Raw genomic sequence first — 23,588 nt, forward strand, 5'->3', positions numbered from 1 at the left:
AGTTGTGGCCCTCATTTCGCCCTGCTATGCCCGATCCGTGGGGGACCACGACTCCATGATCGACGCACACCCGCACCGTCCACCGCGGTGATCAAGGAGTTCGTGTCGGCGTTGATCCTCGGGCCGGGACGGGGGTTCCGGGGTCCCGGGTGCGGGCGGAGTCGGCGCACGGCGGGGCCGGGGGCGACCGTGACCGGCGCAGGGATCAAGCCTGACTGTGCCGGAGCCGGGCACGGTCGCCCTCGGCCCCAACCGCAACCACCCCGGGCGCAAGCCGAGCTGCTACCCCGAGCCGCAACCACTCACCCGGGCTCGGTGACGAAGTCGATCAGGCGCTCCATCGCGTTGATCAGCGGCGTCTCCACGTCGGCGAAGCTGTCCACCCGGGACAGGATGTGTCGCCACATGTCGGCCGGCTCGGCCACCCCGAGCGCCGCGCAGACGCCTTCCTTCCAGGGCCGTCCCGGAGGCACCACGGGCCACGCCGCGATACCGAGCGCCGCCGGGCGTACCGCCTGCCACACGTCGACGTAGGGGTGCCCGGTGACCAGCACGTGCGAGGAGTTGACCCGGGCCACGATCCGGCTCTCCTTCGAGCCGGGCACGAGGTGGTCGACGAGCACGCCGAGCCGGCGACCAGGGCCGGGCGCGAACGCGCGCACCTCGTCGGCGAGCGCGTCGATGCCGTCCAGCGGCTCCACCACCACGCCCTCGACGCGCAGGTCGTCGCCCCAGATCCGCTCGACCAGCGCGGCGTCGTGCACGCCCTCGACCCAGATCCGGCTGGCCTTGGCGACCTGCGCCCGTACGCCGTCCACCGCGATCGAGCCGGACGCGGTACGGCGGCGCGCGGCGGGCACCGGGGTGCGGGCGGGCCGCCGCAGCGTGACCGGCCTGCCGTCGAGCAGGAACGCGGCGGGCAGCAGCGGGAAGTTGCGGCGCCGCCCGTGGCGGTCCTCCAGCACCACCGCGCCGGAGTCGAAGCCGACCACCGCGCCGCAGAACCCGGAGTCGGCGTCCTCGACCACCAGGTCGGGTTCGGCGTCGACCTCGGGGGTCACCTTCCGCCGCCGCCAGTCGCCGGCCAGCACGTCGCCGTCGTATCGCCCCGCCATGCCGGAGACGCTAACCAGCGTCCCGGCGTGTCGCTCGCCGACACGCCGACCGGGCGATCATCCGTCGGCACGAAACGGTGCGAAGGGGGTAGTTGGGACCAGGTAGCGCCGCCGGAGCGGCAGCCGAGACAGCAGCGGCGCGGAGCACGTACCCTTTCCGCATGTCCTCCCCCGCAGCGGGCGCGGCCACACTGGCTCCGCGCCGGTCGAGCCGGTTCGTCGCCTGGGTGCGTGCCTGGCGAGCCGGCCTGGTGCCGTTCGACGAGGTGGCCGACGCCGTGGCCGGCGACGAGGAGCACCTCGTCGCCGACGCCCCCGGCACCTGGACCGACGTGTCGTTGCGGGAGGCGCTGCCCAGCCTCGCCAAGCACTCGCCCGACGACATCCGGCTGGTGCTGCCCGCGCCCGGCGACCCGCGGGGCCTGCCCGGCCCGGGCGCGTTCGCCGGGGCGGCGCTGGTGGCGGGCGAAGCGGTGGTGGCGAGCGGGATGGGGCTGGTGCCCGAGGTCCGCACGCACACCTCCGGCTCGGGGATGACCTGGGAGACGGTGCTGTGGCGGGTCCACCCGCTGCCGGTGGACGCGCCGAAGGCGTCGCTGACCACGCCCGGCGCCGCGGAGGCCGAGGCCGAACTCGCCGCCGTGCTGGCCGAGACCACCGCCACGCTGACCCGGCTGGACGTCGCGCAGTGGCGGCCCGAACTGGCCGGTGCGCTCGCCGCGCTGCGCCGCCCGGACGGCGCCACCGACCTGCCGCCCGGCTTCGACCCGCGGGCCCGCCGCCTGTTCGCCCGCGCCGCCGTACTGGATCGGGTGCTCGCGCTGGCCGGGGAGAGCGCGCCCGGCGGCGCGGTGAACACCTACGAGGCGCAGCAGCGGGACGCGGCGCTGCGGCCGCTGACCACCGCGTGCCGGCAGGCCCTGGTGGCCGCCTGCAACGCGCCGCTGCGCCTCTAGCACCGCGGCGGCGGAGCCGCACGCGACCCGCGGCTCAGACCTCGTCGATCAGGTCGGCCACGGAGTCGACGATCCGCGACGGACGGTACGGGTACCGCTCCGCCTCGGTCCGGCTGCTGATGCCGGTGAGCACCAGGATCGTCTCCAGCCCGGCCTCCAGCCCGCACAGGATGTCGGTGTCCATCCGGTCGCCGATCATCGCGGTCGACTCGGAGTGCGCGTCGATGGTGTTCAGCGCGGAGCGCATCATCATCGGGTTGGGCTTGCCGACGAAGTACGGGTCGACGCCGGTGGCCTTCGAGATCATCGCCGCCACCGAGCCGGCCGCCGGCAGCGCGCCCTCCATCGACGGGCCGGTGGCGTCCGGGTTGGTGCAGATGAACCGGGCGCCGTCGTCGATCAGCCGGATCGCCTTGGTTATCGCCTCGAAGCTGTAGGTGCGCGTCTCCCCCAGCACCACGTAGTCCGGGGCGAAGTCGCTGAGCACGTACCCCACCGCGTGCAGCGCCGTGGTCAGGCCGGCCTCACCGATCACGTACGCGGTGCCGCCCGGCCGCTGGTCGGCCAGGAACTGGGCGGTGGCCAGCGCCGAGGACCAGATCGCCTCCTCCGGCACGTCCAGCCCCATCCGGGCCAGCCGGGCCTGGAGGTCACGCGGGGTGTAGATGGAATTGTTCGTCAGCACCAGGAACGGCTTGCCGGAGGCACGCAGCTTCTTGACGAACTCCGGGGCGCCGGGCACCGGCTGCCCCTCGTGCACCAGCACGCCGTCCATGTCGGTGAGCCAGCTCTGCACCGGCTTGCGGTCAAGCATCGTGTCGTCCCCAGGGGTGTCGTCGGGTCGGGCTCACGGCCGGCGGGCCGGGGGCACGCAGCACAACGCCGGGCAGGTGTCCCAGGCCGGCAGCTCGCCGAGGTGGCGGCGCAGGTTCTCCCCGTTCGGGGCGGTGCGCTCCAGCACCAGCTCGCGGACCATCGCCACGAACCGCGGGTCGACTCCCGGCGTGCCGGCGCGGACGAAGTCCAGGCCGAGCTGCTTGGCCGTCTCCAGCGCCTCGGTGTCCAGGTCCCACACCACCTCCAGGTGGTCGGAGACGAAGCCGATCGGGCTGACCACCACGCTCGTCACGCCCCGCTCGGGCAGGGTGGCCAGGTGGTCGTTGACGTCCGGCTCCAGCCACGGCACCTGCGGCGGCCCGGACCGGCTCTGCCAGACCAGGTCGTACAGCAGGTCGGGCGCGGCCGCGGCGTGCACCAGCCGGGCGACCTCCTCCAGCTGGGCGGTGTACCGGCCGCCGTGCGGTCCGGCGGTGGCGGCCGCGGACATCGGGACGGAGTGGGCGGTGAAGACCAGCCGGGTGCTGTCCCGCTTCGCCGGGTCGAGCTGGGCCAGCGCGGCGCGTACCGCGTCGGCGTGCGGCTCGATGAAGCCGGGGTGGTCCCAGAACTGGCGCAGCTTCTCGATCAGCGGGGCGTCCGGGCCGACCGCGGCGCGGGCCGAGGCGATGTCCTCCTGGTACTGACGGCAGGAGGAGTAGCCGCCGTACGCGCTGGTGACGAACGCCAGCGCCCGGGTGATCCCGTCGTCGCGCATCCGCGCCACCGTGTCGGCGAGCATCGGATCCCAGTTGCGGTTGCCCCAGTAGACCGGCAGGTCGACGCCGTTGGCGGCGAAGTCCTCCCGGATCGCCGCGAGCAGGTCACGGCACTGCTGGTTGATCGGCGACACCCCGCCGAAGTGCAGGTAGTGCTCGGCGACCTCGGCCAGCCGCTCCGGCGGCACCCCCCGCCCCCGGGTCACGTTCTGCAGGAACGGGAGAACGTCCTCGGGCCGCTCCGGGCCGCCGAACGAGACCAGCACCAACGCGTCGTACGCCATGGGGACCATTGTCCTCGCCCGTCGTGACGACGTGGCGACGCCCCCTGGTCGGCGCGGTGACCACCCGGGCATGGGGTGTCAAGAAGGGCCCCTTCCTCTGCACGAGGCATTAAGAGGGGCCCTTCCTCACCCGTCAGGCGCCGATGGCGTGGTAGCCGCCGTCGACGTGGACGATCTCGCCGGTGGTGGCCGGGAACCAGTCGGACAGCAGCGCCAGGCAGGCCCGCGCGGCCGGCTCCTGGTCGGTGAGGCTCCAGCCCAGCGGGGCCCGCTGGGTCCAGGCGTCCTCGAACTGGTCGAAGCCGGGGATGGACTTGGCCGCGATGGTCCGCAGCGGGCCGGCCGCGACGAGGTTGCTGCGGATGCCCTGCTTGCCCAGGTGCAGCGCCAGGTAGCGGGAGGCGGACTCCAGCCCGGCCTTGGCCACGCCCATCCAGTCGTAGACGGGCCACGCCTTGGTGGCGTCGAACGTGAGGCCCACCACGGCGCCACCGGCGGACATCAGCGGCAGCGCGGCCATGGCGAGGGACTTGTACGAGTAGGTGGAGACCTGGAGCGCGGTGGCCACGTCCGCCCAGGGGGCGTCGAGGAACCCGCCGCCGAGGCAGCTCTGCGGGGCGAACCCGATCGAGTGCACCACGCCGTCGAGGCCGTCGACGTGCTCGCGTACCTTGTCGGCCAGCCCGGCCAGGTGTTCCTCGTTGCTGACGTCCAGCTCGATCACCGGCGCCGGTTCGGGCAGCCGCCTGGCGATCCGCTCCACCAGGGAGAGCCGGCCGTAGCCGGTGAGCACGACCTGTGCGCCGTTCTCCTGGGCGAGTTTCGCCACCGAGAAGGCGATCGAGGCGTCGGTGATGACGCCGGTGACCAGCAGCCGCTTACCGGCGAGAAGTCCGGACATTGCGTGTCTCCTCCGTGTGCTCTGCTCAGTGGCCCATGCCGAGGCCGCCGTCGACCGGGATGACGGCGCCGGTGACGTATCCGGCCGCGTCCGAGGCGAGCCAGGTGACGACGCCCGCGACCTCGTCCGGGGTGGCCATCCGGCCGGCCGGGATCGACTTGCGGATCTCCGCCTTGCGCTCCTCGGGCAGGCCCGCTGTCATGTCGGTGTCGATGAAGCCGGGCGCCACCACGTTCGCGGTGATGTTGCGGGTGCCCAGCTCGCGGGTGATCGAGCGGGCCACGCCGACCAGGCCGGCCTTGCTGGCCGCGTAGTTGACCTGGCCCGCGCCGCCGGAGAGACCGACCACCGAGGAGATGAAGATCATCCGCCCCCAGCGGCCGCGGAGCATCTTCGTCGAGGCCCGCTTGGCGACCCGGAACGAGCCGGTCAGGTTGGTGTCGAGGACTCGGGCGAACTGCTCCTCGGACATCCGCATGATCAGCGTGTCGTCGGTGATGCCGGCATTGGCTACCAGCACCTCCACCGGTCCGAGCTCGGCCTCGATCGCGGTGAACGCGGCGTCGACCGACTCGGCGTCGGTCACGTCGCACCGCACCCCGAACAGGCCCTCGGGAGCTTCACCGCTGCGGTACGTCACCGCCACCCGGTCGCCCTGCTTGGCGAACGCCTGCGCGATGGCCAGGCCGATCCCCCGGTTTCCGCCGGTCACCAGCACGGTTCGGGCCACGGATCCCCCTCTGCTCAGTGATCTCTCGGACGGTCGGAGCCTAGGGGTTACCGACAGGTAAGCGCTAACCCGCGCAGGTCACAGCGTCGGCCCCGGCCGTGGTCGCCCGAGGTCCGCGAGGGCGGCCGGCCGCACGCGCGACACCCGCACCCCCCGGTGTACGATGATCGCGTCTGCGGGTCGCTCTGTGCCCGCGCCGGGCCCCACCGACCGCAGGAGGTGATCGCTGTGCGAGATAGCGATCCTCCCAGTCGTGGCCGGGCCCACCGTCAGCCCCGCTGAGCCACGGCTCCGTCGACGCGGCTGACCCGCTTCCCGCCCTCCGCACCGCATCCGCTCTCCGGCGCACACGCCGGGGTGTGGCCTGCCGCGCGGCGGAGCACCCGGTCACGACTTCGTGCGCGTACGCCCCCGACCCCCCACGGCCCGCACCGGGCCGCTGTCGCCACGGAGCACACCCATGAGCCGTTATGTCGCCCCGCTGGGCTTCACCCTCGCCGCCGTCTGGGTGGCCGTCCTGTTCGTGCTGGCCGGCGGCGGTCACTGACCGCCGCCGGCCAATTCCGGCTCAGACGAGCCGGGACGTCCAGAGCAGACTCAGCCCGCCCGCGCACAGCGCCAGCAGCAGCGCGATCCCCGCGTACCACTGGGTGATCTCACGCGGCTCGGTCCGGTAGCCGATCGAGCTGCCCATGTCCTGGTAGACCTGCTTCAGCTCGCTGGCCGACGCCGCCTCGTAGAAGAAGCCCTGCGTGGTCTCCGCGAGCTGGGACAGCGCGGTGCGGTCCACCGGCACCCGCTGGAGCTGCCCGCCGATGTCGACCTGCCCGGAGTCGGTGCCGAACGCGATGGTGGACACCGGCACGTTCGCCGCCTGCGCCGCCGCCGCGGCCTCCTCCACCGACCGGCCCGACGTCCGGTAACCGTCGGACAGCAGCACGATGCGGGCCGGCGGGATGCCGGCGGCGCCGTCGGCCGGCACCGAGCGGATCGCCTCCAGGCAGGTGAAGACCGCCTCACCGGTGGCGGTCGCCTCGGCCAGCACCAGCCCGTCGATGGCGGTGGTGACCGCGGCCCGGTCCTTCGTCGGCGGCACCAGCACGTTCGCCGACTTGGCGAACGAGACGAGCCCCAGGTTGTAGCTCTGCGGCAGCTCGCCGACGAACTGCTTGGCCGCCTCCTGCGCCGCCTCCAGGCGGTTCGGCGAGACGTCGTCGGCCTGCATCGACAGCGACACGTCGATGGCGAGCATCACCGTGGCCCGCTCCAGCGGCTCCCGGGTGTCGATCGCCGGGCGGGCCAGCCCGGTCGCCAGCACCAGCAGGCAGAGCAGGAACGCGGTGGCCGCCACGTGCCGCCGCCAGCCCAGTCCCTTCGGCGCGACCGTACGCAGCAGGTCGACGTTTGTGAACCGCAGCGCGTACTGCCGGCGGTGCAGTTGCCGCCAGACGTACGCGGCGGCGAGGGCGAGCACCGGCAGCACGGCCAGCAGCCACCACGGTTGCAGAAAACGGATCATCGAGTCGTCCCTCGGGTGCGGGCGTGCCGCTGCGCGGCGACGAAACGCACCATGTCCAGCAGCCAGTCTCGGTCGGTGCGCAGGCGCAGGTGGGCCGCGCCCGCGGCGCGCAGTTCGGCGGCGATCGCCCCGCGCTGGGCGGCCGCCGCCTCGGCGTACCGGCGGCGCAGGCCCGGGTCGGCGGTCTGCACCTCGTGCAGTTCCCCGCTCTCCGGGTCGACCACCGGCAGCACCCCCACGTCGGGCAGTTCCAGTTCCCGCGGATCGACCACCTCGACGGCCAGCACGTCGTGGCGGACCCGCAGCTTACGCAGCGGCCGGCCCCACTGCTGCGGCGGCGCGAGGAAGTCGGAGATCACCACCGCCACGCCGCGCCGCCGGGGCGGCCGGTTGAGCATGTCGACGAGCACGCCGAGATCGCTGCGGCCGGGCCGGATCTCGGCCCCGGCGACCGCCCGCAGCAGCCCCTGAGCCTCCTTGCGGCCGGAGCGGGCGGGCAGCCGCAGCATCGTGCCCGGCCCGCCGGTGCCGACCACCGCCCCGATCCGGTTGCCGCCCCGCACGGTGAGATGGGCCAGCGCGGCGACGGCGGCGACCGCCACGTCCCGCTTGAGCCACCGCCCGGTGCCGAAGTCCAGGCTGGCCGACATGTCCACGGCCAGCCAGGTCTCCAGTTCGCGGTCGGCCACCGTACGCCGCACGTGCGGCGTGGTGGTACGGGCGGTGACCGGCCAGTCCATCCGGCGCACGTCGTCGCCGGGCCGGTACTCCCGGGACTCCCCCGCCTCGCTGCCCGGTCCGGGCAGCAGCCCGGCGTAGTCGCCCTGGAGCAGGCCGTCCAGCTTGCGGGTGACCATGAGCTGGAGCCGGGCCAGCGCGGCCCCCGAGCGGTCGCCGGTGGCGCTCAGCGGGGTGGGCGGGCTCACGGCCGCTGCCCGGGCCACCCGTTGTGCGGCACGGCCGGCGGCGGTGGTGTGGCCTGCTGGCGGGGCGCGACGGCGGGCAGCGGAATGGTCGACATCACCCGGTGCACGATGTGGTCGGCCGGTACGTCGTCGGCGAGCGCGTCGTAGCTGAGCACCAGCCGGTGGCGCAGGATGTCCGGCGCGATGTCCTGCACGTCCTGCGGCAGCGCGTAGTCCCGGCCGCGCAGCAGCGCCAGCGCCCGGGTGGCCCGGACCAGGCCGAGCGAGGCGCGCGGGCTGGCGCCGTACTGGATGAGCTGGGCGACGTCGGGCATGCCGTGCTCGGCCGGCGCCCGGGTGGCGAGCACCAGCCGGACCGCGTAGTCGACCAGCGCGTTGTGCACGAACACCTGGTCGGCCTTGTGCTGGAGGGCGACCAGGTCCGGGGTGTCGAACACTCGGGCCGGCTCGGGCGGCTTCACGCCCATCCGGTAGACGATCTCGCGCTCCTCGGCGTCGGTCGGGTACCCCACGACGATTTTCATGAGGAACCGGTCCCGCTGCGCCTCCGGCAGTGGGTAGACGCCCTCCTGCTCGATCGGGTTCTGGGTGGCCATGACCAGGAACGGGTCGGGCACCCGGTGGCTCTCGCCGCCGATGGAGACCTGCCGCTCGCTCATCACCTCCAGCAGCGCCGACTGCACCTTTGCCGGCGCGCGGTTGATCTCGTCGGCGAGCAGGAAGTTCACGAAGACCGGGCCCAGCTCGACGTCGAACTTCTCACTGGACTGCCGGTAGATCCGGGTGCCCATGATGTCGGCGGGCACCAGGTCGGGGGTGAACTGGACCCGGGCGAACGAGCCACCGACGACCCGGGCCAGGGTCTCCACGGCCAGCGTCTTGGCCACGCCGGGCACGCCCTCCAGCAGGCAGTGGCCCCGCGCCAGCAGCGCGACGAACATCCGCTCGACCATCCGGTCCTGGCCGACGATCACCCGCTTGGTCTCGAACAGCGCCCGCTCCAGCAGCGTGGCGTCCTGGGCCGGGGTGGTGCCCGCCGGGGGCGGCGCGTCCGGCGCCGCCTCGGTCGGGTTCGGCACGTCGGGTGTGGTCGGCTGGGCCACCGGTCCTCCACAGCAGGGTCGTCGTCGCGGCGTGGTGCGTATCAAGACTGTCATGCCTCCCTGAGAGCCGAGGGTGGGAGAGGCACGATTTTCGCCGCGCCGTCCGGCCACGCCGCCCGGGTGTTCATGAAACGCTGAACACGGGTGGACAACAAGGGGTCCGCCGTGTGTACGATTCACCCGTCGCCGGGCGGCTCCCCCCGTGGCCGCCCGGCGCTAAAACTCCCGGCGTGCGGCCTCTAGACTCGCCCCGGTGACGACTCCCACCCCGGACGAGACGCTGATCTGCTCGGCGCGAGGGTGTCGCGCTCCCGCCGCCTACCAGCTCCGCTGGCACAATCCCCGCCTGCACGCGCCGGACCGGCGCAAGACCTGGCTGGCCTGTCCGGAGCACCGGGGCTCCCTCGGCGACTTCCTCGACGCCCGTGGCTTCCTCCGCGAGGTGGTCCCGCTGCCCTGATCGCCTACGCTCGAAGCGTGAGCGAGCAGACGATCCGAGCCCGTACCGGCGGCGAACACGGCAGGTCGCCCCGATGAGCGGTGACGGCCCCGCCGGCCTGCCCCCCGCCTCGCGCAGCGCGCTGGAGCCCTGGCCGGACACGGTCCGCTGGCAGCCGATCTCCCGCGACCTGATCTGGGTGGAGCTGATCCGGCTCGGCATCGGGCTGGCGGTGACGCTCGTGGTGCTCGGCGCGGCCTGGGCGATGACCGGGCACTGGCTGCTCGGCGCCGCCGTCGGCGGAGCGCTGCTGCTGGGCGTCTGGCGGGCGATCACCATCGTGCGCGCGGTCCGCGCCTGGGGATACGCCGAGCGCGACGACGATCTGCTCGTGCGGCACGGCCTGCTGGTGCGCCGGCTGTCCATCGTGCCGTACTCCCGAATGCAGTTCGTCGATGTGAGCGCCGGTCCGCTGGAGCGCGCCTTCGACCTCGCCACAGTGCAATTGCATACGGCCGCCGCCGCGAGCGACGCCCGCGTGCCCGGTCTGCGCCCGGCCGAGGCGTCCCGGCTGCGCGACCGGCTGACCGCGCTCGGCGAGGACCGGGCGGAGGGCCTGTGAGCGACCGGAACGACCCCGGCGCCCCGCCGCCCCCCGACGACCGGCCCACCCCGGCCACCGGATCGGAGCAGCCGGCCGGTGCGGCGTCGCCGGGCGGGCCGTGGCAGCCACCCGCTCCTGGTTACGGGCCGCCGCCCGAATACGGGCCGCCCGGCTCGGCGACGCCGCCCGGCCCGGATGCGGCGCCCGGGCCGTGGCCGGCGCCGCTGCCGCCGTACCCGGGAATGTGGGGTCCGGCGGCCGGGCCGCCCGCCGGCGGCGAGGAGCCCCGGCAGCGGCTGCATCCGCTCAGCCCGGCGCTGCACGGCGCGAAGTCGCTGGTCGTGGTGATCGCCGGGCTCTCCTGGTCGACGCTGTCGCGGGTCGGGTTCGGCTGGTTCGCGGTGCTGGTCACGGTCTTCGTGCTCGGCGCCACGGTGCTGTCCGTGGTGAGCTGGTGGAACACCGGCTACCACCTGGTCGGCCGCGAGCTGCGGGTCTACGAGGGGCTGCTGTGGCGGCGTACCCGGGCGATCCCACTGGAGCGGTTGCAGGCGGTGGAGGTGGTCCGGCCCCTGCTGGCTCAGCTCACCGGCCTGGCCGAGCTGCGGCTGGAGGTGGTCGGCGGGGGCAAGACCGAGGCGCCGCTGGCCTACCTCAGCGTGGCCGAGGCCACCGCGCTGCGGCAGCGGCTGCTGGCGGTGGCCGGTCGTTCCGCCCCGGTGCCGGCGCCTGCGGCCGAGCCCGGCGCACCGGTCGCGCCCACGCCGGAGGGCCGCCGGCTGCATGCCGTCCGCAACCAGGATCTGCTGGTCAGCCAGTTGCTCACGCCGCAGGCGTTCCTGCTGCCGCTGGGCCTGGTGTTCATCGGCGCCCAGTTCCTCTCCGAGGACTCGTGGTCGTTCATCGCGGTGGCGAGCACGCTCACCGCGATGGCCGGCGTGGTGCTGCAACCGATCCGCCGGGTGCTCGACGACTGGAACTTCCGGCTCGACCGGGACGACGGCACGCTGCGCGTGCACAACGGGCTGCTGGAGACGCGGGTGCAGACCGTGCCGCTGCACCGGGTGCAGACCGTACGGGCGACCTGGCCGCTGCTCTGGCGGATGAAGGGATGGCTGCGGCTGCGGCTGGAGGTGGCCGGTTACTCGGCCGGTGAGGCGGACGACCGCAACCGCCCGGACCGGCTGTTGCCGGTCGGTGACGCGGGCACCGGCGCGCTGGTCGTGGCGGAGGTGCTGCCCGGCGTGCGGCTGGACGCGCTGCCCGCCACGCCGCCCCCGGCACGGGCCCGGTGGCTGCGCCCGCTGAGCCGCAAGGTGGTCGGCGCCGGCTTGGACGAGCGGGTGTTCGTGGCCCGCTCCGGGCTGCTGACCCGCCGGTTGACGCTGGTGCCGTACGCCCGGATCCAGAGCGTGCGCGTCACCCGGGGTCCGGTGCAGCGGATGCTGCGGCTGGCCACGGTGCACGCGGACACCGCCGGTGGGGCCGGGGCGGCAGCGGTCGACCGCGACCTGGCCGACGCGTGGGCGCTGGCCGCGGAGCTGACCGAGCGGTCGCGGGCCGCCCGCCGTGCCGACCGCTGACCCGCCGTACCGACCGCTGGCCGGGCGCCTACCGGGGCTCGGCGGGCACCGCGTCCCGGTCGTCGGCCGCCCGGTCCGGGGTGTCGGCGGCGGCGCCGTCTGCGGGCGGACCGGCGGCGGCGACGGCGGGCTCACCGGCGCGCCGCGCCCGGCGCGCCGCCCACCAGCGCTCGGCCAGGCCGACCACCAGGAACGTCAGGCCCACGTACGCCCAGCCGACCAGCACGTCGATCAGGTAGTGCTCACCGCTGTACATCAGCGTGAACGTCATGGCCAGCGGATACGCGAGCATCAGCGGCCACCAGCGCTTGCGCACCGAGCGCATGAAGAACAGCACCACGAACAGCGCGAACGCGGTGTGCAGCGACGGCATGGCGGCGACCGGGTTGGAGGCGATCTGCCCGGCGTTGAGCAGGTTGCCCGCGCCGTGCATGCCGACCTCCTTCCAGCCTCGGGTGGAGATCCGGGCGACCTCGGTGAGCAGCCCGTTCTGCGCCGCCCACCACGGCGGCGCGGCCGGGTAGGCGAAGTAGGTGACCAGTCCGGCCGCACACAGGAAGCCCCAGCGGGACATGTACGCGATCCAGCGCCGCCGGTTGCGCATCCACAACACCGCCGCGGCGGCGAACGTCGCCACGAAGTGGGAGAAGTAGATCCAGCTCACCAGCACGTCCCACCAGCGCACCTCGGCCGGGTCGTACAGCCGCTCCTGGAGCCAGATGGTCGGCACCTCGCCGCCGGTGAGCCAGCCGGTGAGGAACCGGTCGGCGACGATCAGCTCCATCGCGTGCGGGGTGGCGCCGTTGTCGGCGAACCCCCGGGACAGGTTGTACGCGGCGAGCAGCAGCACCACCGGGATCCAGTCCCGGGCGAACCGCAGGTGGCTGCGCCACGGGCGGTCCGAGTTCCAGGCGACGGTGCCGGCCCAGATCCAGAGGAACGCGTACGCCGGGTCGGTTGGCAGGCCGATGGCGAGCCAGGCGGCGACGAACGCGACGCCCCAGATGGTCATCGCGATCACACGGCGGCGCCCGCCGTCGGGCGACTCGGTGGTCGCGTCGGGGGCGGGGGTCGGAGATTGTGTCTGCTCGGCCATCGCGGACAAGGTTAACGGCGGGCGACGGACGGGCCTGCGGGCGGTCGGGAACGACACGGGCGCGGCGGCTCGGACGCCGGACGGCCCCGGGTCGGCTGCACTAGGCTCGGCCGCATGCAGGAGCAGCCGGAGCCGCCCTTCACGCCGGGCCTGACCGCCCGGGTCGAGCTGACAGTGACCGACGCCGACACCGCGCAGGCGGTCGGCTCCGGGGACGTGCCGGTGCTCGGCACCCCACGGGTGCTGGCGCTGGCCGAGGCGGCCACGGTGGCCGCCATCGCGACCCGGATGCCGTCCGGGTCCACCACCGTCGGCGTGCGGGTCGAGCTGGAACACCGCGCGGCCACCCCGGTCGGGCGTACTGTCGCCGCCCACGCTGAGCTGGTGAAGGTCGACGGGAAGCGGCTGGTCTTCGAGGTGACCGTGACCGACGGGCCCACCGTGGCGGCGCAGGGGCGCGTCGAGCGGGCGCTCGTCGACCGGCAGCGCTTCGTCGAGCGGGCCCTCGGCCCGTCATGACCGCCGGGTTCGCCGAGGTCGCCGCCGGGGTGCACGTGCTGCGTGAGCCGGTGCTCGCGGTGAACGTGGTGCTGGTGGTCGGTGACGGCGCGGCGCTGCTGGTCGACACGCTCTCCACCGCCGCGCAGGCCGGGGAGATGGCGGCGGCGGCGCGGGCGGTGACGCCCTACCCGTGGACGATCGTGAACACGCACCACCACTTCGACCACTGCTTCGGCAACACCACGCTGGCCGGGCCGGACACCGCGATCTACGCGCACGCCCAGGCCGTGGCGGCGCTGCGGGACCGGCCCGAGGCGCTGCGCCGCGCCGCGTACGAGGAGATGCGCGCCGGGCATCCGGCGCTGGCCGAGGAGCTGGCGCGTACCGAGCTGCGGGCGCCGACACACGAGGTGGCCGAGGAGACGGTGCTCGACGTGGGCGGCCGGCGGGTGGTCCTGCGCCATCCCGGGCACGGGCACACCGACGCCGATCTGGTGGTGCACGTGCCGGACGCGGACGTGCTCGTCGCCGGCGATCTGGTGGAGCAGAGCGGGCCACCGGCGTTCGAGGAGTCGTACCCCCTGCGGTGGCCGGACGCACTGGCCGACCTGCTGCGGCTGACCACGCCCGCGACGGTGGTGGTGCCGGGCCACGGCGAGCCGGTCGGCACGGACTTCGTCCGCGACCAGCACGCGCAGCTCGCGCGGCAGGCGTGGCTGATCCGCGCCGGGCACACCGGTGGCGCCCCGCCGGAGCGGGTGGCGGCGGAGTCGCCGTTCGGCGCCCGACCGGGCCTGATCGCGGCCCGGCGCGGCTACGCCGAGCTGGACGGAACGGCCTGACCGGCGGGGCAGGCCGGGTTCAGCGGGCGTCGGCGAGGATCTCGCGGAGCCGGTTGCGGCACTCGGCGACGAACGCCGGGAACGTGTGCCAGTAGTAGGAGACGCCGCTGGCCGCCACGCCGAGCGCCCAGGCGCGGGCCCGCGCCCAGGTCACGTCGTCCACGTCGAGCGCCTCCCGGTAGGCGTGCCGGGCCGGGGGCGGGAGGTCCCAGACCGGCGCGTGTTCGGCGTCGGGGCGCCCGACGGCGAGGCCGCCGAAGTCGATGACCGCCCGCAACCGGCCGTCGCGTACCAGCAGGTTGGTGGGTTTGAGGTCGCCGTGCAGCCAGACGTACGGCCCGGCGGGTTCGGGCAGGGTGAGGGCCTCGCGCCACAGCCGCTGGAGCGTGCCGACGTCCGTCTCGTCCCCGATCAGGGTCCGGCAGTCGTCGAGCGCCGGGGAGATCCAGGTGTCGCAGGGCCGCAGGCTGCCGCCGCGGTATCCGCTCAGCGGGCCCGCGCGGGTCGCGCCGAGCAGGTCGGCCGCGTGCAGGCGCCTGACGAACGCCGCCAGGTCGGCGCCGAGGACGGCCCAGTCCTCGACGGTGCCGGGCCGGACCTCGTCGCCCGGTATCCACCGCAGCACCGACCAGGGCAGCGGGAAGGCGGCACCCGGGGTGCCCGCGTACAGCGGTTCGGGCACCCGCACCGGCAGCAGCGGCGCGAGCCGGGGCAGCCACTGCTGTTCCTTGCGCAGGGCGCCGGCCTTCTCCGCGGTCCGGGGCAGCCGGACGAGCAGGTCGGCGCCGAGCCGGTACATCGTGTTGTCGGTCCCGGCGCCGGCCGGCGTCAGCGGCAGCGCGGCCCACTCGGGGCGCTGGTCGGTCAGCAGCGCGCGGACCACGTCCTCGTCCACCGGTATCTCGTCCTGGTGCAGCACCCCGCGATCATGTGCCGTGGGGCGGTACGGCGGCCACCGGGTTTCCCGCCGCGGGTTCGGACCCCTCGGGCCGGACGGGTCCGGCAAGCGCGTCGCGCAGCGCGTCGAGGTGCGGGGCGGCGGCCAGGATCGCCGCCCGTGCCGGCGGGTCCAGCGCGTCCAGGGCGGCGGCGAGCAGCGCCGCGCGGTGGGTCGCGTAGTGGGCGATCCGCGCCCGGGCGGCATCGGTGGTGCGCAGCCGGACCACCCGGCGGTCGGCGGGGTCACGGTCGCGAGCCAGCAGCCCGGCGTCGGTGAGGTCGCGGACCAGCGTGCTCACCGTGTTGGGCGCGGTGCCGAGACGCCGGGCCACCTCCTTGCCGCTGATCCCCGGTGTCTGGTGGACCAGCAGGAGCACCTCCACCTGAGCCTCGGGCAGCGGGTCCCGCCCGGCGCGCGCCATGGCCCGGCGGCGCAGGAGCCGGTGCACCTCGCCCAGCACCGCGCCGAATCGCGCCACCTGCTCGTTCGTCGCCACGGAGTCACCCGCCTCACATCGCAATAGTTCTGACTACAGATGTAAGGTACCCCGAAGCACCGGATCAGGGGGTACCCACTCGTGAGCAACGCCGCGCCCGCCGCCGCGCGCCCGACCGATCGCACCACCGCGTCCACCGCACCCACCGGCGTGACGCTGCTGCTCCTGCTCGGCGGACTCACCGCGGTCGGCCCGCTGTCGCTGGACATGTACCTGCCGGCGTTCCCGGCCATGACCCGCGACCTCGGCGCCGACCAGGCCGGCATCCAGCTCTCGCTCACCACCTACCTGATCGGCCTGGCGTTCGGCCAGCTCGTCACCGGGCCGCTGAGCGACCGCTGGGGGCGCCGCCTCCCCGTGCTGGTGGGCCTGGTCGCGTACACGGTGCTGACGCTGGCGTGCGCCGCGGCGCCGAACGCCCCGCTGCTCGCCGTCGCCCGGTTCGCCCAGGGTATGGCCGGCGGCATGGGTGTGGTGGTCGCCCGCGCGGTGGTCCGCGACCTCTACGCGGGCCGCGCCGCCGCGAAGTACTTCTCCCGGCTCATCCTGGTCTTCGGCGTGGCGCCGGTGGCGGCACCGGGCGCGGGCAGCCTCGTGCTGCGGTTCGGCTCGTGGCGGGCCGTCTTCCTGGTCCTGGCCGTCATCGGGGCGATGCTCGCGGTCGCGGCCGCGCTGCGCCTGCCGGAGACGCTGCCGGCCGAGCGGCGCAGCACCGGCGGTCTCAGGGGCACCGTCCGGACCATGCGGTCGCTGCTCGCCGACCGGGTCTACCTCGGGTACGCGCTGACACAGGGCTTCGCGTTCGCCGGGCTGTTCGCGTACATCTCGGGGTCGTCCTTCGTGTTCCAGGACGTCTTCGGTGTCTCCATGGTGGTGTACAGCGTGATCTTCGGGGTCAACGCGCTCGCCCTGGTGGCCCTCGGACAGGCAAACGCCCGGCTGCTCGACCGGTTCTCCCCGCGCCGGCTGCTGGTCACCATGCTCGTGGTCGGCCTGGTGGCGGCGGCCGGCGTGCTGACCGGCGCGCTGGCCGGGAGCCTGGTCGTGACGGCGGTGCCGCTGTTCGTCTTCGTCGGCTCGATCGGCATGGTGATGCCGAACAGCACCGCGCTGGCGCTGGACGCGCACGCCCGGCACGCGGGCACCGCCGCCGCGCTGATGGGCGGCATCCAGTCGGTGGTGGGCGCGCTGGCCGCCCCGCTGGTCGGGCTGGGCGGCGAGGGCAGCGCGCTGCCGATGGCGGTGGTCCTGGCCGGCGGGTCGCTGCTGTCCCTGACCGCCGTCCTGACGATGACCCGCCGGCGCGCCTGACCCCGGCGTCCGCGGGCCGGGGGCGGGCGCACGGCCGTCACGGGAAGCGGGTGGCCACCTGCGCGCGGGTGGGCATGGCGGTGGCGCCGCCCGGTGACTCGCACACCACAGCCGCCACCCGCAGCGCGAACGCGACCCGCTCCCGCCAGCCGGCCGGGTCCGCCGGCTCACCGGCGGCCAGCAGGTCCGCCACCAGCGCGCCCATCACCGAGTCGCCCGCGCCCGTCGCGTCCACCGCCTCCACCTTCGGCGCGGGTACGCGTACCACGTCGTCGGCGGCGGCGACCAGGGCGCCGTCCGCGCCGAGCGTGACCACGACCGTGCCCGCGCCCAGTTCCCGCAGGTACGCGGCGACGCCCTCGACCGGCTCGTCCGGGTAGAGCAGCCGCGCGTCGGCGCTGCTGAGCTTGACCAGGTGCGCGGCGGCGGCGAACTCGGCGACCACCGCCCGCAGCCCGTCCAGCGCGCCCGGTGCGGTGAGCAGGCGGGGCCGCACGTTGGGGTCGAACACCCGCAGCCCGCCCGCGATCGACCAGGCGCGGCGGGCGGCGGCCAGCACCGGCGGGTCGAGCAGCACGATGGAGCCGCAGTAGAGCACGTCCGCGCCCTCGACCAGCGCCACGTCCAGGTCGTCCGGGCCGAACAGCGCGTACGAGCGGGGCTCGCCGTAGAAGCGGAAGTCCGGCTCGGGACCGGCGAACGTGGCCACCGCCAGCGCGGTCGGCGCCGGCGCCGTGACCGTCCCGCGCACGTCCACACCCGCGTCGGTGAGGAAGGCGCGGATCCGCCCGGCGAGCGCGTCGTCGCCGAGTGACCCGACGAACCGCGCGTCCCCGCCGAGCCGGGCGACCGCCACCGCCACGTTCAGCGGACCGCCGCCGATCGCCTGCCGGTAGACGGGTTCTCCGTCGTGCTCGGCGTCGAGCAGGTCCACCAGCGCCTCGCCGAGCACCACCGCGTACCCCATCCTGGCTCCTCTCGTCGTCTCCCCCGATCCTGGCCCATGCCGGCGCCGCGCCGCGCCGGGACCTGGGCATCGAGCGGCGCCTATTGCGGGCGGCGTGCGGACGTGGTGGGATGGCGGTGCCGGGTAACGACGCGGGGGGCTGCCGCGTCGCCGGCCGCCGGGTCGAGCCGACGCGAGGGCATCCACGGTCCGTGGCAACGGACCGCAGGCGGTGCGCGCCCGCCGACGGCTCCGGCCGCACGCCGACCGGGCGCGGGCACCGCGATCGTCGCATCCGCTCGTCCCAGCGGAGCGGGCCGAACCGGGCCACGCTCCGCGAGTCAGGAGATCCCCGTGCACCGATCCCGTACGGCCGCGTTGCTCACCGCGGCCGCCACCCTGGCCCTGGGCGCGTTCGCCCTGGCCACCAACACCGGACCGGCGGCCGCGCACGGCGCGGCCATGACGCCGGGCGCCCGCACGTACCTGTGCTGGAAGGACGGCCTCACCGGAACCGGTGAGATCCGGCCCAACAACCCCGCCTGCTCGTCGGCGGTGGCCGAGAACGGGGCGAACTCGCTGTACAACTGGTTCAGCGTGCTGCGCTCCGACGGCGGCGGGCGGACCGTCGGGTTCATTCCGGACGGCAAGCTGTGCAGCGGCGGCAACCCCAACTTCAGCGGGTACGACGCGGCGCGCAACGACTGGCCGGTCACCCACCTGACGGCGGGCCGGTCGACCGAGTTCCGGTACAGCAACTGGGCCCACCACCCGGGCACGTTCTACTTCTACGTGACCAAGGACAGCTGGAGCCCGAACCGGCCGCTGGCCTGGAGCGACCTGGAGGAGCAGCCGTTCCTTCAGGTGACCAACCCGCCGCAGCGCGGCGCGGTCGGCACCAACGACGGTCACTACTACTTCACCGGCAACCTGCCGTCGAACAAGAGCGGCCGGCACATCATCTACTCGCGCTGGGTCCGCTCGGACAGCCAGGAGAACTTCTTCGGCTGCTCGGACGTGACGTTCGACGGTGGTAACGGCGAGGTGACCGGGATCGGCTCGGGCGGCAGCAACCCCCCGACGACCGCGCCGCCGACGACCGCGCCGCCGACCACCGCGCCCCCGACGACCGCGCCGCCGACCACGCCTCCGCCGGTGACGAGCAGCCCGACCATGCCGTCGGGCACCTGCATGGCGGTGTACAAGGTGGTCAGCGCCTGGAACGGCGGTTTCCAGGGCGAAGTGACGATCATGAACCACAGCACCCGGACGTACTCCGGGTGGACCGCGAACTGGACCTGGCCCAGCGGCCAGACCATCAACCAGGTGTGGAACGGCACGCTGAGCGGCAGCGGGGCGTCGGTGAGCGTCACCAACGCCGCCTACAACGGCAGCGTCCCGCCGGAGGGCACCACCACGTTCGGCTTCACAGCGAACTTCTCCGGCACCAACTCTCTGCCCACTGTCACCTGCACCGGTCGCTGATCACGCACTGAGAAGGGCCCCCGGGGAACATCCCGGGGGCCCTTCCTCGTCACGCTCGGTTCAGCGCACCATGCTGCCGACGACCGGCTTGGTGAGCAGCGCGGACTGGTTGCGCTGGATGCCCGGGTCGAGCGTCTTGGCCACGAAGATGGCGTGCCAGATGCAGAAGATCAGCACCGTCCACACCTTGCGGGAGTGGTCGGCCTCCTCCCGCTTGTGCTCGTCGAGGAGGCGCATCGCGTACGACAGGTCGATCAGGTCACCGGCGCCCGAGGTGGCCAGCACGTGCCGCGCCCACTCGTACATCTCGCCGCGCAGCCACACCCGGGTCGGGGTCGGGAAGCCCAGCTTCTTGCGGTTGACGATGGCCGGCGGCACCACGCCCTGCAGCGCCTGGCGCATCGCGTACTTGGTGGCCTCGGAGCGGGGCGGCAGCTTCAGGTCGACCGGGATGCCGGCGGCGACGTTGAACACCTCCCGGTCCAGGAACGGCACCCGCACCTCCAGCGAGTGCGCCATCGAGATCCGGTCGGCCTTGACCAGGATGTCGCCGCGCAGCCAGGTGTAGAGGTCGACGTACTGCATCTTGGTGACGTCGTCCAGCTCGGTGCACTCGGCGTAGATCGGCGCGGTCACGTCGGTGTAGCGCACCGAGGGGTCGTAGCGGCGCAGCAGGTGCTGCTTCTCCTCCTCGGTGAACATCCGGGCGTTGCCGTAGTAGCGCTCCTCGATCGGGGTGGTGCCGCGCTCCAGGAAGCTCTTGCCCTTGACCCCCTGCGGGATGGCCTTGGAGACCGCGCGCAGGCCCTTCTGCACGCCGTCGGGCAGGCTGTTCACCGCGTTGAGCGACAGCGGCTCCCGGTAGATCGTGTAGCCGCCGAAGAACTCGTCCGCGCCCTCGCCGGAGAGCACCACCGTGACGTGCTCGGCGGCCTTCTTCGCCACGAAGTAGAGCGGCACGAGCGCCGGGTCGGCGACCGGGTCGTCCAGGTGCCAGACGATCTTCGGCAGCGCGTCGATCATGTCCTGCGGCCCGATCTTGGTCGGGATGGTGGTCACGTCGAGGTGCCGGGCCGAGTCCTGGGCCACGTCGATCTCGGAGTAGCCGGGCACGTCGTAGCCGACGGTGAAGGTGAGGATGTTCGGGTTGAACTCGCGGGCCAGCGCCACCACCGCGGTGGAGTCGATGCCGCTGGACAGGAACGAGCCGACCGGCACGTCCGAGCGCATGTGCATCCGTACGCTCTCGCGCAGCGTCTCCCGGATGTCGTGGTAGAGCCGCTGCTCGTCGGAGACCGGGGCCGGCCGGAACACCGGGCGGTACCAGCGGCGCACCTCGATCCGGCCACCCGGCGTCCAGGTCAGGTACTCCCCCGAGCCGATCCGGCTGATCCCCTTGTGCAGCGTGCCGGGCTCCGGCACGTACTGCAGGGTCAGGTAGTGGCTCAGGTTGGCGGTGTCGATGCCCGCGTCGCCCTGGTACGCCGAGTGCGCGAACGGCAGCAGCGCCTTCTTCTCCGAGGCGAGGTAGAGGCCGTCCTGGGTCTGGAGGTAGTGCAGCGGCTTGATGCCGAAGTAGTCCCGCGCGCCGAAGGCCCGCCGCTCCTGCCGGTCCCAGATCACGAACGCGAACATGCCGCGCAGCTTGGTGAGGACCTGCTCACCCCAGTAGTGGTAGCCGGCGACGATCACCTCGCCGTCGCCGTTGGTGGCGAACTGGGCGCCGTAGTCGCGGATCAGCTCCTCGCGCAGCTCGATGTAGTTGTAGATCTCGCCGTTGAAGGTGAGCAGGTAACGCCCGCCCGCGTAAGGCAGGGGCTCGTGGCTCAGCGCCACGTCGATGATCGCCAGGCGCTTGTGCGCGAACACGCCGTCCGCGTACCGGCCGGAGGCGTCGCCGACCACCTCGACCCCTGTCTCGTCCGGGCCACGGTGGTGCAGGCACTCCAGTGCGCCGGCGATGTGGTCGCGGTGGGCGGCGGCGTCGCCGCGCGCGCTGAAGAAGGCCAGGAGTCCGCACATGGCCGCCATCTTTCCACGCGCCGGAAGCCGTCGTCGCGGCACCGCAGGCACCTACCGCCGTCGAGCGCGCGGTACCGTCGGGACCAGCGACGAGGCTCAGGGAGGGGCGGATCATGGCCGAGGAGCGGACCGGGCAGGGCAAACCGGCGGATGGCACCGAGTCGCACGACCCGGATTTCCCGGAGGCCTTCCTGTCGTTCATGCGGCAGGGCTGGCGGGACACCGAGCTGCCGGTCCCCCCGCGTCCGGAGGTGCCCAACCACGCCAAGCGGCGGGCCGCGCTGGCCGAGGCCTTCCCGGGCGAGACGCTGGTCATCCCCACCGGCAACGAGAAGGTACGCGCCAACGACACCGACCACCGGTTCCGGCCGGGCAGCGACTTCGCGTACCTGACGGGCGACCTGGAGCCGGACAGCGTCCTCGTGCTGCGGCCGGGCGGCGAGGCCACGCTGTTCATGCGGCCCCGGTCGTCCCGGGCGACCGACGAGTTCTTCCGCAGCCGCCACGGTGAGCTGTGGGTGGGCCGCCGGCCGACGCTGCGGGAGAAGTCCACCGAGCTGGGCCTGCCGACGGCCGACCTGAGTGAGCTGGACGCGGCGCTGGCTGAGCTGGCGCCGGGGCGCACCCGGGTGCTTCGCGGTTTCGACGCCCGGGTGGACGCGGCGGTGCGTCGGTACGACGGCGCGCGCGCCGAGGGGCAGCCCGGCCGCGACCGGGAGCTGGCGATCGCGATCGCCGAGCTGAAGCTGGTCAAGGACGAGTGGGAGATCGCGCAGCTCCAGGAGGCGTGCGACGCCACGGTGCGCGGCTTCGAGGACGTGGCGCGGGCACTGCCGGCTGACCGCGCGGTCTCCGAGCGTCTGCTGGAGGGCGTCTTCGCGCTGCGTGCCCGGCACGACGGCAACGACGTCGGCTACGGCTCGATCGTCGGGGCCGGCGAGCACGCCACGATCCTGCACTGGGTGCACAACCACGGCGCCACCCGTCCCGGTGACCTGCTGCTGATGGACATGGGCGTGGAGAACCGCAACCTCTACACCGCCGACGTCACCCGCGTGTTCCCGGTCGACGGCCGGTTCACGCCGTTGCAGCGCCAGGTCTACGACGCCGTGTACGCCGCGCAGCAGGCGGGCATCGAGATGTGCCGGCCCGGCGTGGCGTTCCGGGACGTGCACCTGGCCTCGATGCGGGTGCTCGCGGAGGCGCTGAAGGATCTGGGGCTGCTGCCGGTGAGCGTGGACGAGGCGATGGACCCGGCCTCCACCGTCTACCGGCGGTGGACGCTGCACGGCACCAGCCACATGCTCGGCATCGACGTGCACGACTGCGCCAACGCCCGCAAGGAGACCTACCGCGAGGGGCCACTCGGCGAGGGGTACGTGCTCACCGTCGAGCCGGGCCTCTACTTCCAGCCGGAGGACGAGCTGGTCCCCGAGGAGCTGCGGGGCATCGGGGTGCGGATCGAGGACGACATCCTGGTCACCGCCGACGGCCCGGTGAACCTGTCGGCCGGCCTGCCGCGCGCCTCCGCCGAGGTGGAGACCTGGCTGGCCGAGCAGCGTGAGGCGGGCCCCCGCCTGCCCGGCTGATCCTGCGGCCCCCGACCTCCGGCGGGCCCCACCACCGCGCCGCCATGGCCGGTGATGGGGCCCGCCGCCGTCTGTGCGGTTCCGGTCCCGCTCACGTGGTTGCTCACCGACCGCCGTTCGTGGGAGGAACGCGGGCTTTTTTCGGATACATCCTCTTCGCGAGGACCCTTCTCATACGGTGTCGATCAGAGGCTACAACCGGTTTGTAGCTGGTCGCCCGGCCTGGGGCGGTGCGACCCGTTTGGGAAGAACCGAAAGGGCTCTCATGTCGAACGACGTAACGACACCCGACGGCGGCGCTCCGATGGCGCCTCCGCCGCGGACCAGCAGGCGGCGGGCGCTCTGGGTCGCCACCGGCGTGGCCGGGCTGACCGGCGTGGTCGGGCTGGCGGCGCTCGGCGGCCTCGCCGCCCGCGACGACAGGTCCGGCACCGAGCCGGTGGCGGACAACCACGCCGCGGCTCCCCAGAACGCCGGCAACGACTCCGACAGCGGCAAGCGCGACGAGGGGCACGGCAAGGACGAGCACGGCAAGGACGGCAAGGACCGTGGCCAGGAAGGCCACGACCGCGGCGAGTGGGGCCCGGACAAGGGCGACTGGGGCA

General features: G+C 73.8%; 22 protein-coding genes and 1 pseudogene. 10 read left to right on the forward strand and 13 right to left on the reverse strand.

The window, feature by feature from the left end:
* Positions 1-302: 302 nt before the first annotated feature.
* Positions 303-1,115 carry a DUF3097 domain-containing protein gene (locus ACFYO8_RS24480; RefSeq protein WP_357707537.1) on the reverse strand — a complete coding sequence of 271 codons (813 nt, stop codon included), beginning with the start codon at positions 1,113-1,115 and terminating at the stop codon, positions 303-305.
* A gap of 161 nt (positions 1,116-1,276) precedes the next feature.
* Here ACFYO8_RS24480 and ACFYO8_RS24485 point away from each other — a divergent pair, with 161 nt between their 5' ends.
* The gene (locus ACFYO8_RS24485) at positions 1,277-2,071 is read left to right on the forward strand and encodes a hypothetical protein (protein ID WP_354873275.1); all 795 of its coding nucleotides are present in this window, start codon (positions 1,277-1,279) and stop codon (positions 2,069-2,071) included.
* A 34-nt stretch (positions 2,072-2,105) separates the two neighbouring features.
* Here ACFYO8_RS24485 and ACFYO8_RS24490 read toward each other — a convergent pair whose 3' ends face one another.
* The 7 genes from ACFYO8_RS24490 to ACFYO8_RS24520 form a co-directional block, all read right to left on the reverse strand.
* On the reverse strand, positions 2,106-2,885 hold the full coding sequence (locus ACFYO8_RS24490) for an HAD-IIA family hydrolase (protein ID WP_349876080.1): 780 nt from the start codon (positions 2,883-2,885) through the stop codon (positions 2,106-2,108).
* A gap of 33 nt (positions 2,886-2,918) precedes the next feature.
* Positions 2,919-3,950 carry a ferrochelatase gene (locus tag ACFYO8_RS24495; protein ID WP_357707532.1) on the reverse strand — a complete coding sequence of 344 codons (1,032 nt, stop codon included), beginning with the start codon at positions 3,948-3,950 and terminating at the stop codon, positions 2,919-2,921.
* A gap of 133 nt (positions 3,951-4,083) precedes the next feature.
* Positions 4,084-4,851, reverse strand: a complete 768-nt coding sequence (gene fabI / locus ACFYO8_RS24500; protein WP_354873281.1) for an enoyl-ACP reductase FabI — start codon at positions 4,849-4,851, stop codon at positions 4,084-4,086.
* 25 nt (positions 4,852-4,876) lie between these two features.
* A complete protein-coding gene (gene fabG, locus ACFYO8_RS24505) occupies positions 4,877-5,581 on the reverse strand; it encodes a beta-ketoacyl-ACP reductase (protein ID WP_120568989.1) in 705 nt (234 codons plus the stop codon).
* Positions 5,582-6,149: 568 nt separating this feature from the next.
* Positions 6,150-7,100, reverse strand: a complete 951-nt coding sequence (locus tag ACFYO8_RS24510; RefSeq protein WP_302907890.1) for a VWA domain-containing protein — start codon at positions 7,098-7,100, stop codon at positions 6,150-6,152.
* Positions 7,097-8,044 (reverse strand): DUF58 domain-containing protein, encoded by a 948-nt coding sequence (locus tag ACFYO8_RS24515; protein ID WP_354873285.1) that lies wholly within the window; start codon positions 8,042-8,044, stop codon positions 7,097-7,099. The genes ACFYO8_RS24510 and ACFYO8_RS24515 overlap by 4 nt, the downstream gene beginning before the upstream one ends.
* Complete coding sequence (locus ACFYO8_RS24520; RefSeq protein WP_354873287.1) at positions 8,023-9,129, reverse strand: MoxR family ATPase; 1,107 nt, start codon at positions 9,127-9,129, stop codon at positions 8,023-8,025. The genes ACFYO8_RS24515 and ACFYO8_RS24520 overlap by 22 nt, the downstream gene beginning before the upstream one ends.
* Positions 9,130-9,382: 253 nt before the next feature.
* On the opposite strand from ACFYO8_RS24520, the gene ACFYO8_RS24525 reads away from it, so the two are divergent.
* From ACFYO8_RS24525 to ACFYO8_RS24535, 3 genes are all read left to right on the forward strand, one after another.
* The gene (locus ACFYO8_RS24525; RefSeq protein ID WP_354873289.1) at positions 9,383-9,589 is read left to right on the forward strand and encodes a hypothetical protein; all 207 of its coding nucleotides are present in this window, start codon (positions 9,383-9,385) and stop codon (positions 9,587-9,589) included.
* 73 nt (positions 9,590-9,662) lie between these two features.
* Positions 9,663-10,190 carry a PH domain-containing protein gene (locus ACFYO8_RS24530; RefSeq protein ID WP_354873291.1) on the forward strand — a complete coding sequence of 176 codons (528 nt, stop codon included), beginning with the start codon at positions 9,663-9,665 and terminating at the stop codon, positions 10,188-10,190.
* 224 nt (positions 10,191-10,414) lie between these two features.
* Positions 10,415-11,755 carry a PH domain-containing protein gene (locus ACFYO8_RS24535; RefSeq protein WP_354873321.1) on the forward strand — a complete coding sequence of 447 codons (1,341 nt, stop codon included), beginning with the start codon at positions 10,415-10,417 and terminating at the stop codon, positions 11,753-11,755.
* A 28-nt stretch (positions 11,756-11,783) separates the two neighbouring features.
* On the opposite strand, the gene ACFYO8_RS24540 is transcribed toward ACFYO8_RS24535, so the two are convergent.
* Complete coding sequence (locus ACFYO8_RS24540) at positions 11,784-12,851, reverse strand: phosphatase PAP2 family protein (protein ID WP_354873293.1); 1,068 nt, start codon at positions 12,849-12,851, stop codon at positions 11,784-11,786.
* Between the two features lie 114 nt (positions 12,852-12,965).
* On the opposite strand from ACFYO8_RS24540, the gene ACFYO8_RS24545 reads away from it, so the two are divergent.
* Together ACFYO8_RS24545 and ACFYO8_RS24550 are read left to right on the forward strand one after the other, a co-directional pair.
* Positions 12,966-13,370 carry a hotdog domain-containing protein gene (locus tag ACFYO8_RS24545; protein WP_357707521.1) on the forward strand — a complete coding sequence of 135 codons (405 nt, stop codon included), beginning with the start codon at positions 12,966-12,968 and terminating at the stop codon, positions 13,368-13,370.
* Entirely contained in the window at positions 13,367-14,194 is an 828-nt protein-coding gene (locus tag ACFYO8_RS24550) for an MBL fold metallo-hydrolase (RefSeq protein ID WP_357707519.1), read from the forward strand. Before ACFYO8_RS24545 ends, ACFYO8_RS24550 begins: the two co-directional genes overlap by 4 nt.
* Before the next feature lie 19 nt (positions 14,195-14,213).
* Here the strand turns inward: ACFYO8_RS24550 and ACFYO8_RS24555 are convergent, their stop codons facing one another.
* Both ACFYO8_RS24555 and ACFYO8_RS24560 read right to left on the reverse strand, forming a co-directional pair.
* Positions 14,214-15,113: an aminoglycoside phosphotransferase family protein gene (locus ACFYO8_RS24555; protein ID WP_387257580.1), complete on the reverse strand. Its 900-nt coding sequence runs from the start codon at positions 15,111-15,113 to the stop codon at positions 14,214-14,216.
* Positions 15,114-15,120: 7 nt separating this feature from the next.
* The gene (locus tag ACFYO8_RS24560; RefSeq protein WP_387257582.1) at positions 15,121-15,630 is read right to left on the reverse strand and encodes a MarR family transcriptional regulator; all 510 of its coding nucleotides are present in this window, start codon (positions 15,628-15,630) and stop codon (positions 15,121-15,123) included.
* A gap of 81 nt (positions 15,631-15,711) precedes the next feature.
* On the opposite strand from ACFYO8_RS24560, the gene ACFYO8_RS24565 reads away from it, so the two are divergent.
* Positions 15,712-16,941 (forward strand): multidrug effflux MFS transporter, encoded by a 1,230-nt coding sequence (locus ACFYO8_RS24565; RefSeq protein ID WP_387257584.1) that lies wholly within the window; start codon positions 15,712-15,714, stop codon positions 16,939-16,941.
* Between the two features lie 37 nt (positions 16,942-16,978).
* Here the strand turns inward: ACFYO8_RS24565 and ACFYO8_RS24570 are convergent, their stop codons facing one another.
* Positions 16,979-17,908: a carbohydrate kinase gene (locus ACFYO8_RS24570; RefSeq protein ID WP_355097366.1), complete on the reverse strand. Its 930-nt coding sequence runs from the start codon at positions 17,906-17,908 to the stop codon at positions 16,979-16,981.
* Between the two features lie 333 nt (positions 17,909-18,241).
* On the opposite strand from ACFYO8_RS24570, the gene ACFYO8_RS24575 reads away from it, so the two are divergent.
* On the forward strand, positions 18,242-19,372 hold the full coding sequence (locus ACFYO8_RS24575; RefSeq protein WP_387257586.1) for a lytic polysaccharide monooxygenase: 1,131 nt from the start codon (positions 18,242-18,244) through the stop codon (positions 19,370-19,372).
* 60 nt (positions 19,373-19,432) lie between these two features.
* Here ACFYO8_RS24575 and asnB read toward each other — a convergent pair whose 3' ends face one another.
* The gene (gene asnB, locus ACFYO8_RS24580) at positions 19,433-21,394 is read right to left on the reverse strand and encodes an asparagine synthase (glutamine-hydrolyzing) (RefSeq protein WP_354873307.1); all 1,962 of its coding nucleotides are present in this window, start codon (positions 21,392-21,394) and stop codon (positions 19,433-19,435) included.
* Between the two features lie 113 nt (positions 21,395-21,507).
* On the opposite strand from asnB, the gene ACFYO8_RS24585 reads away from it, so the two are divergent.
* Positions 21,508-22,983 carry an aminopeptidase P family protein gene (locus tag ACFYO8_RS24585; protein ID WP_354873309.1) on the forward strand — a complete coding sequence of 492 codons (1,476 nt, stop codon included), beginning with the start codon at positions 21,508-21,510 and terminating at the stop codon, positions 22,981-22,983.
* Between the two features lie 265 nt (positions 22,984-23,248).
* A pseudogene (locus ACFYO8_RS24590) lies at positions 23,249-23,588 on the forward strand (hypothetical protein); the annotation flags it as partial.

This window comes from Micromonospora sp. NPDC005257 (assembly GCF_042872445.1).
GTDB lineage: Bacteria > Actinomycetota > Actinomycetes > Mycobacteriales > Micromonosporaceae > Micromonospora.

What these genes read in the sequence shown, in the direction of transcription:
- ACFYO8_RS24480 (WP_357707537.1), bottom strand. Translation starts at nt 1,115, where the DNA reads ATGGCGGGGCGATACGACGGCGACGTGCTGGCCGGCGACTGGCGGCGG.
- ACFYO8_RS24485 (WP_354873275.1), top strand. Translation starts at nt 1,277, where the DNA reads ATGTCCTCCCCCGCAGCGGGCGCGGCCACACTGGCTCCGCGCCGGTCG.
- ACFYO8_RS24490 (WP_349876080.1), bottom strand. Translation starts at nt 2,885, where the DNA reads ATGCTTGACCGCAAGCCGGTGCAGAGCTGGCTCACCGACATGGACGGC.
- ACFYO8_RS24495 (WP_357707532.1), bottom strand. Translation starts at nt 3,950, where the DNA reads ATGGCGTACGACGCGTTGGTGCTGGTCTCGTTCGGCGGCCCGGAGCGG.
- fabI (WP_354873281.1), bottom strand. Translation starts at nt 4,851, where the DNA reads ATGTCCGGACTTCTCGCCGGTAAGCGGCTGCTGGTCACCGGCGTCATC.
- ACFYO8_RS24510 (WP_302907890.1), bottom strand. Translation starts at nt 7,100, where the DNA reads ATGATCCGTTTTCTGCAACCGTGGTGGCTGCTGGCCGTGCTGCCGGTG.
- ACFYO8_RS24530 (WP_354873291.1), top strand. Translation starts at nt 9,663, where the DNA reads ATGAGCGGTGACGGCCCCGCCGGCCTGCCCCCCGCCTCGCGCAGCGCG.
- ACFYO8_RS24535 (WP_354873321.1), top strand. Translation starts at nt 10,415, where the DNA reads ATGTGGGGTCCGGCGGCCGGGCCGCCCGCCGGCGGCGAGGAGCCCCGG.
- ACFYO8_RS24540 (WP_354873293.1), bottom strand. Translation starts at nt 12,851, where the DNA reads ATGGCCGAGCAGACACAATCTCCGACCCCCGCCCCCGACGCGACCACC.
- ACFYO8_RS24545 (WP_357707521.1), top strand. Translation starts at nt 12,966, where the DNA reads ATGCAGGAGCAGCCGGAGCCGCCCTTCACGCCGGGCCTGACCGCCCGG.
- ACFYO8_RS24550 (WP_357707519.1), top strand. Translation starts at nt 13,367, where the DNA reads ATGACCGCCGGGTTCGCCGAGGTCGCCGCCGGGGTGCACGTGCTGCGT.
- ACFYO8_RS24570 (WP_355097366.1), bottom strand. Translation starts at nt 17,908, where the DNA reads ATGGGGTACGCGGTGGTGCTCGGCGAGGCGCTGGTGGACCTGCTCGAC.
- asnB (WP_354873307.1), bottom strand. Translation starts at nt 21,394, where the DNA reads ATGTGCGGACTCCTGGCCTTCTTCAGCGCGCGCGGCGACGCCGCCGCC.
- ACFYO8_RS24585 (WP_354873309.1), top strand. Translation starts at nt 21,508, where the DNA reads ATGGCCGAGGAGCGGACCGGGCAGGGCAAACCGGCGGATGGCACCGAG.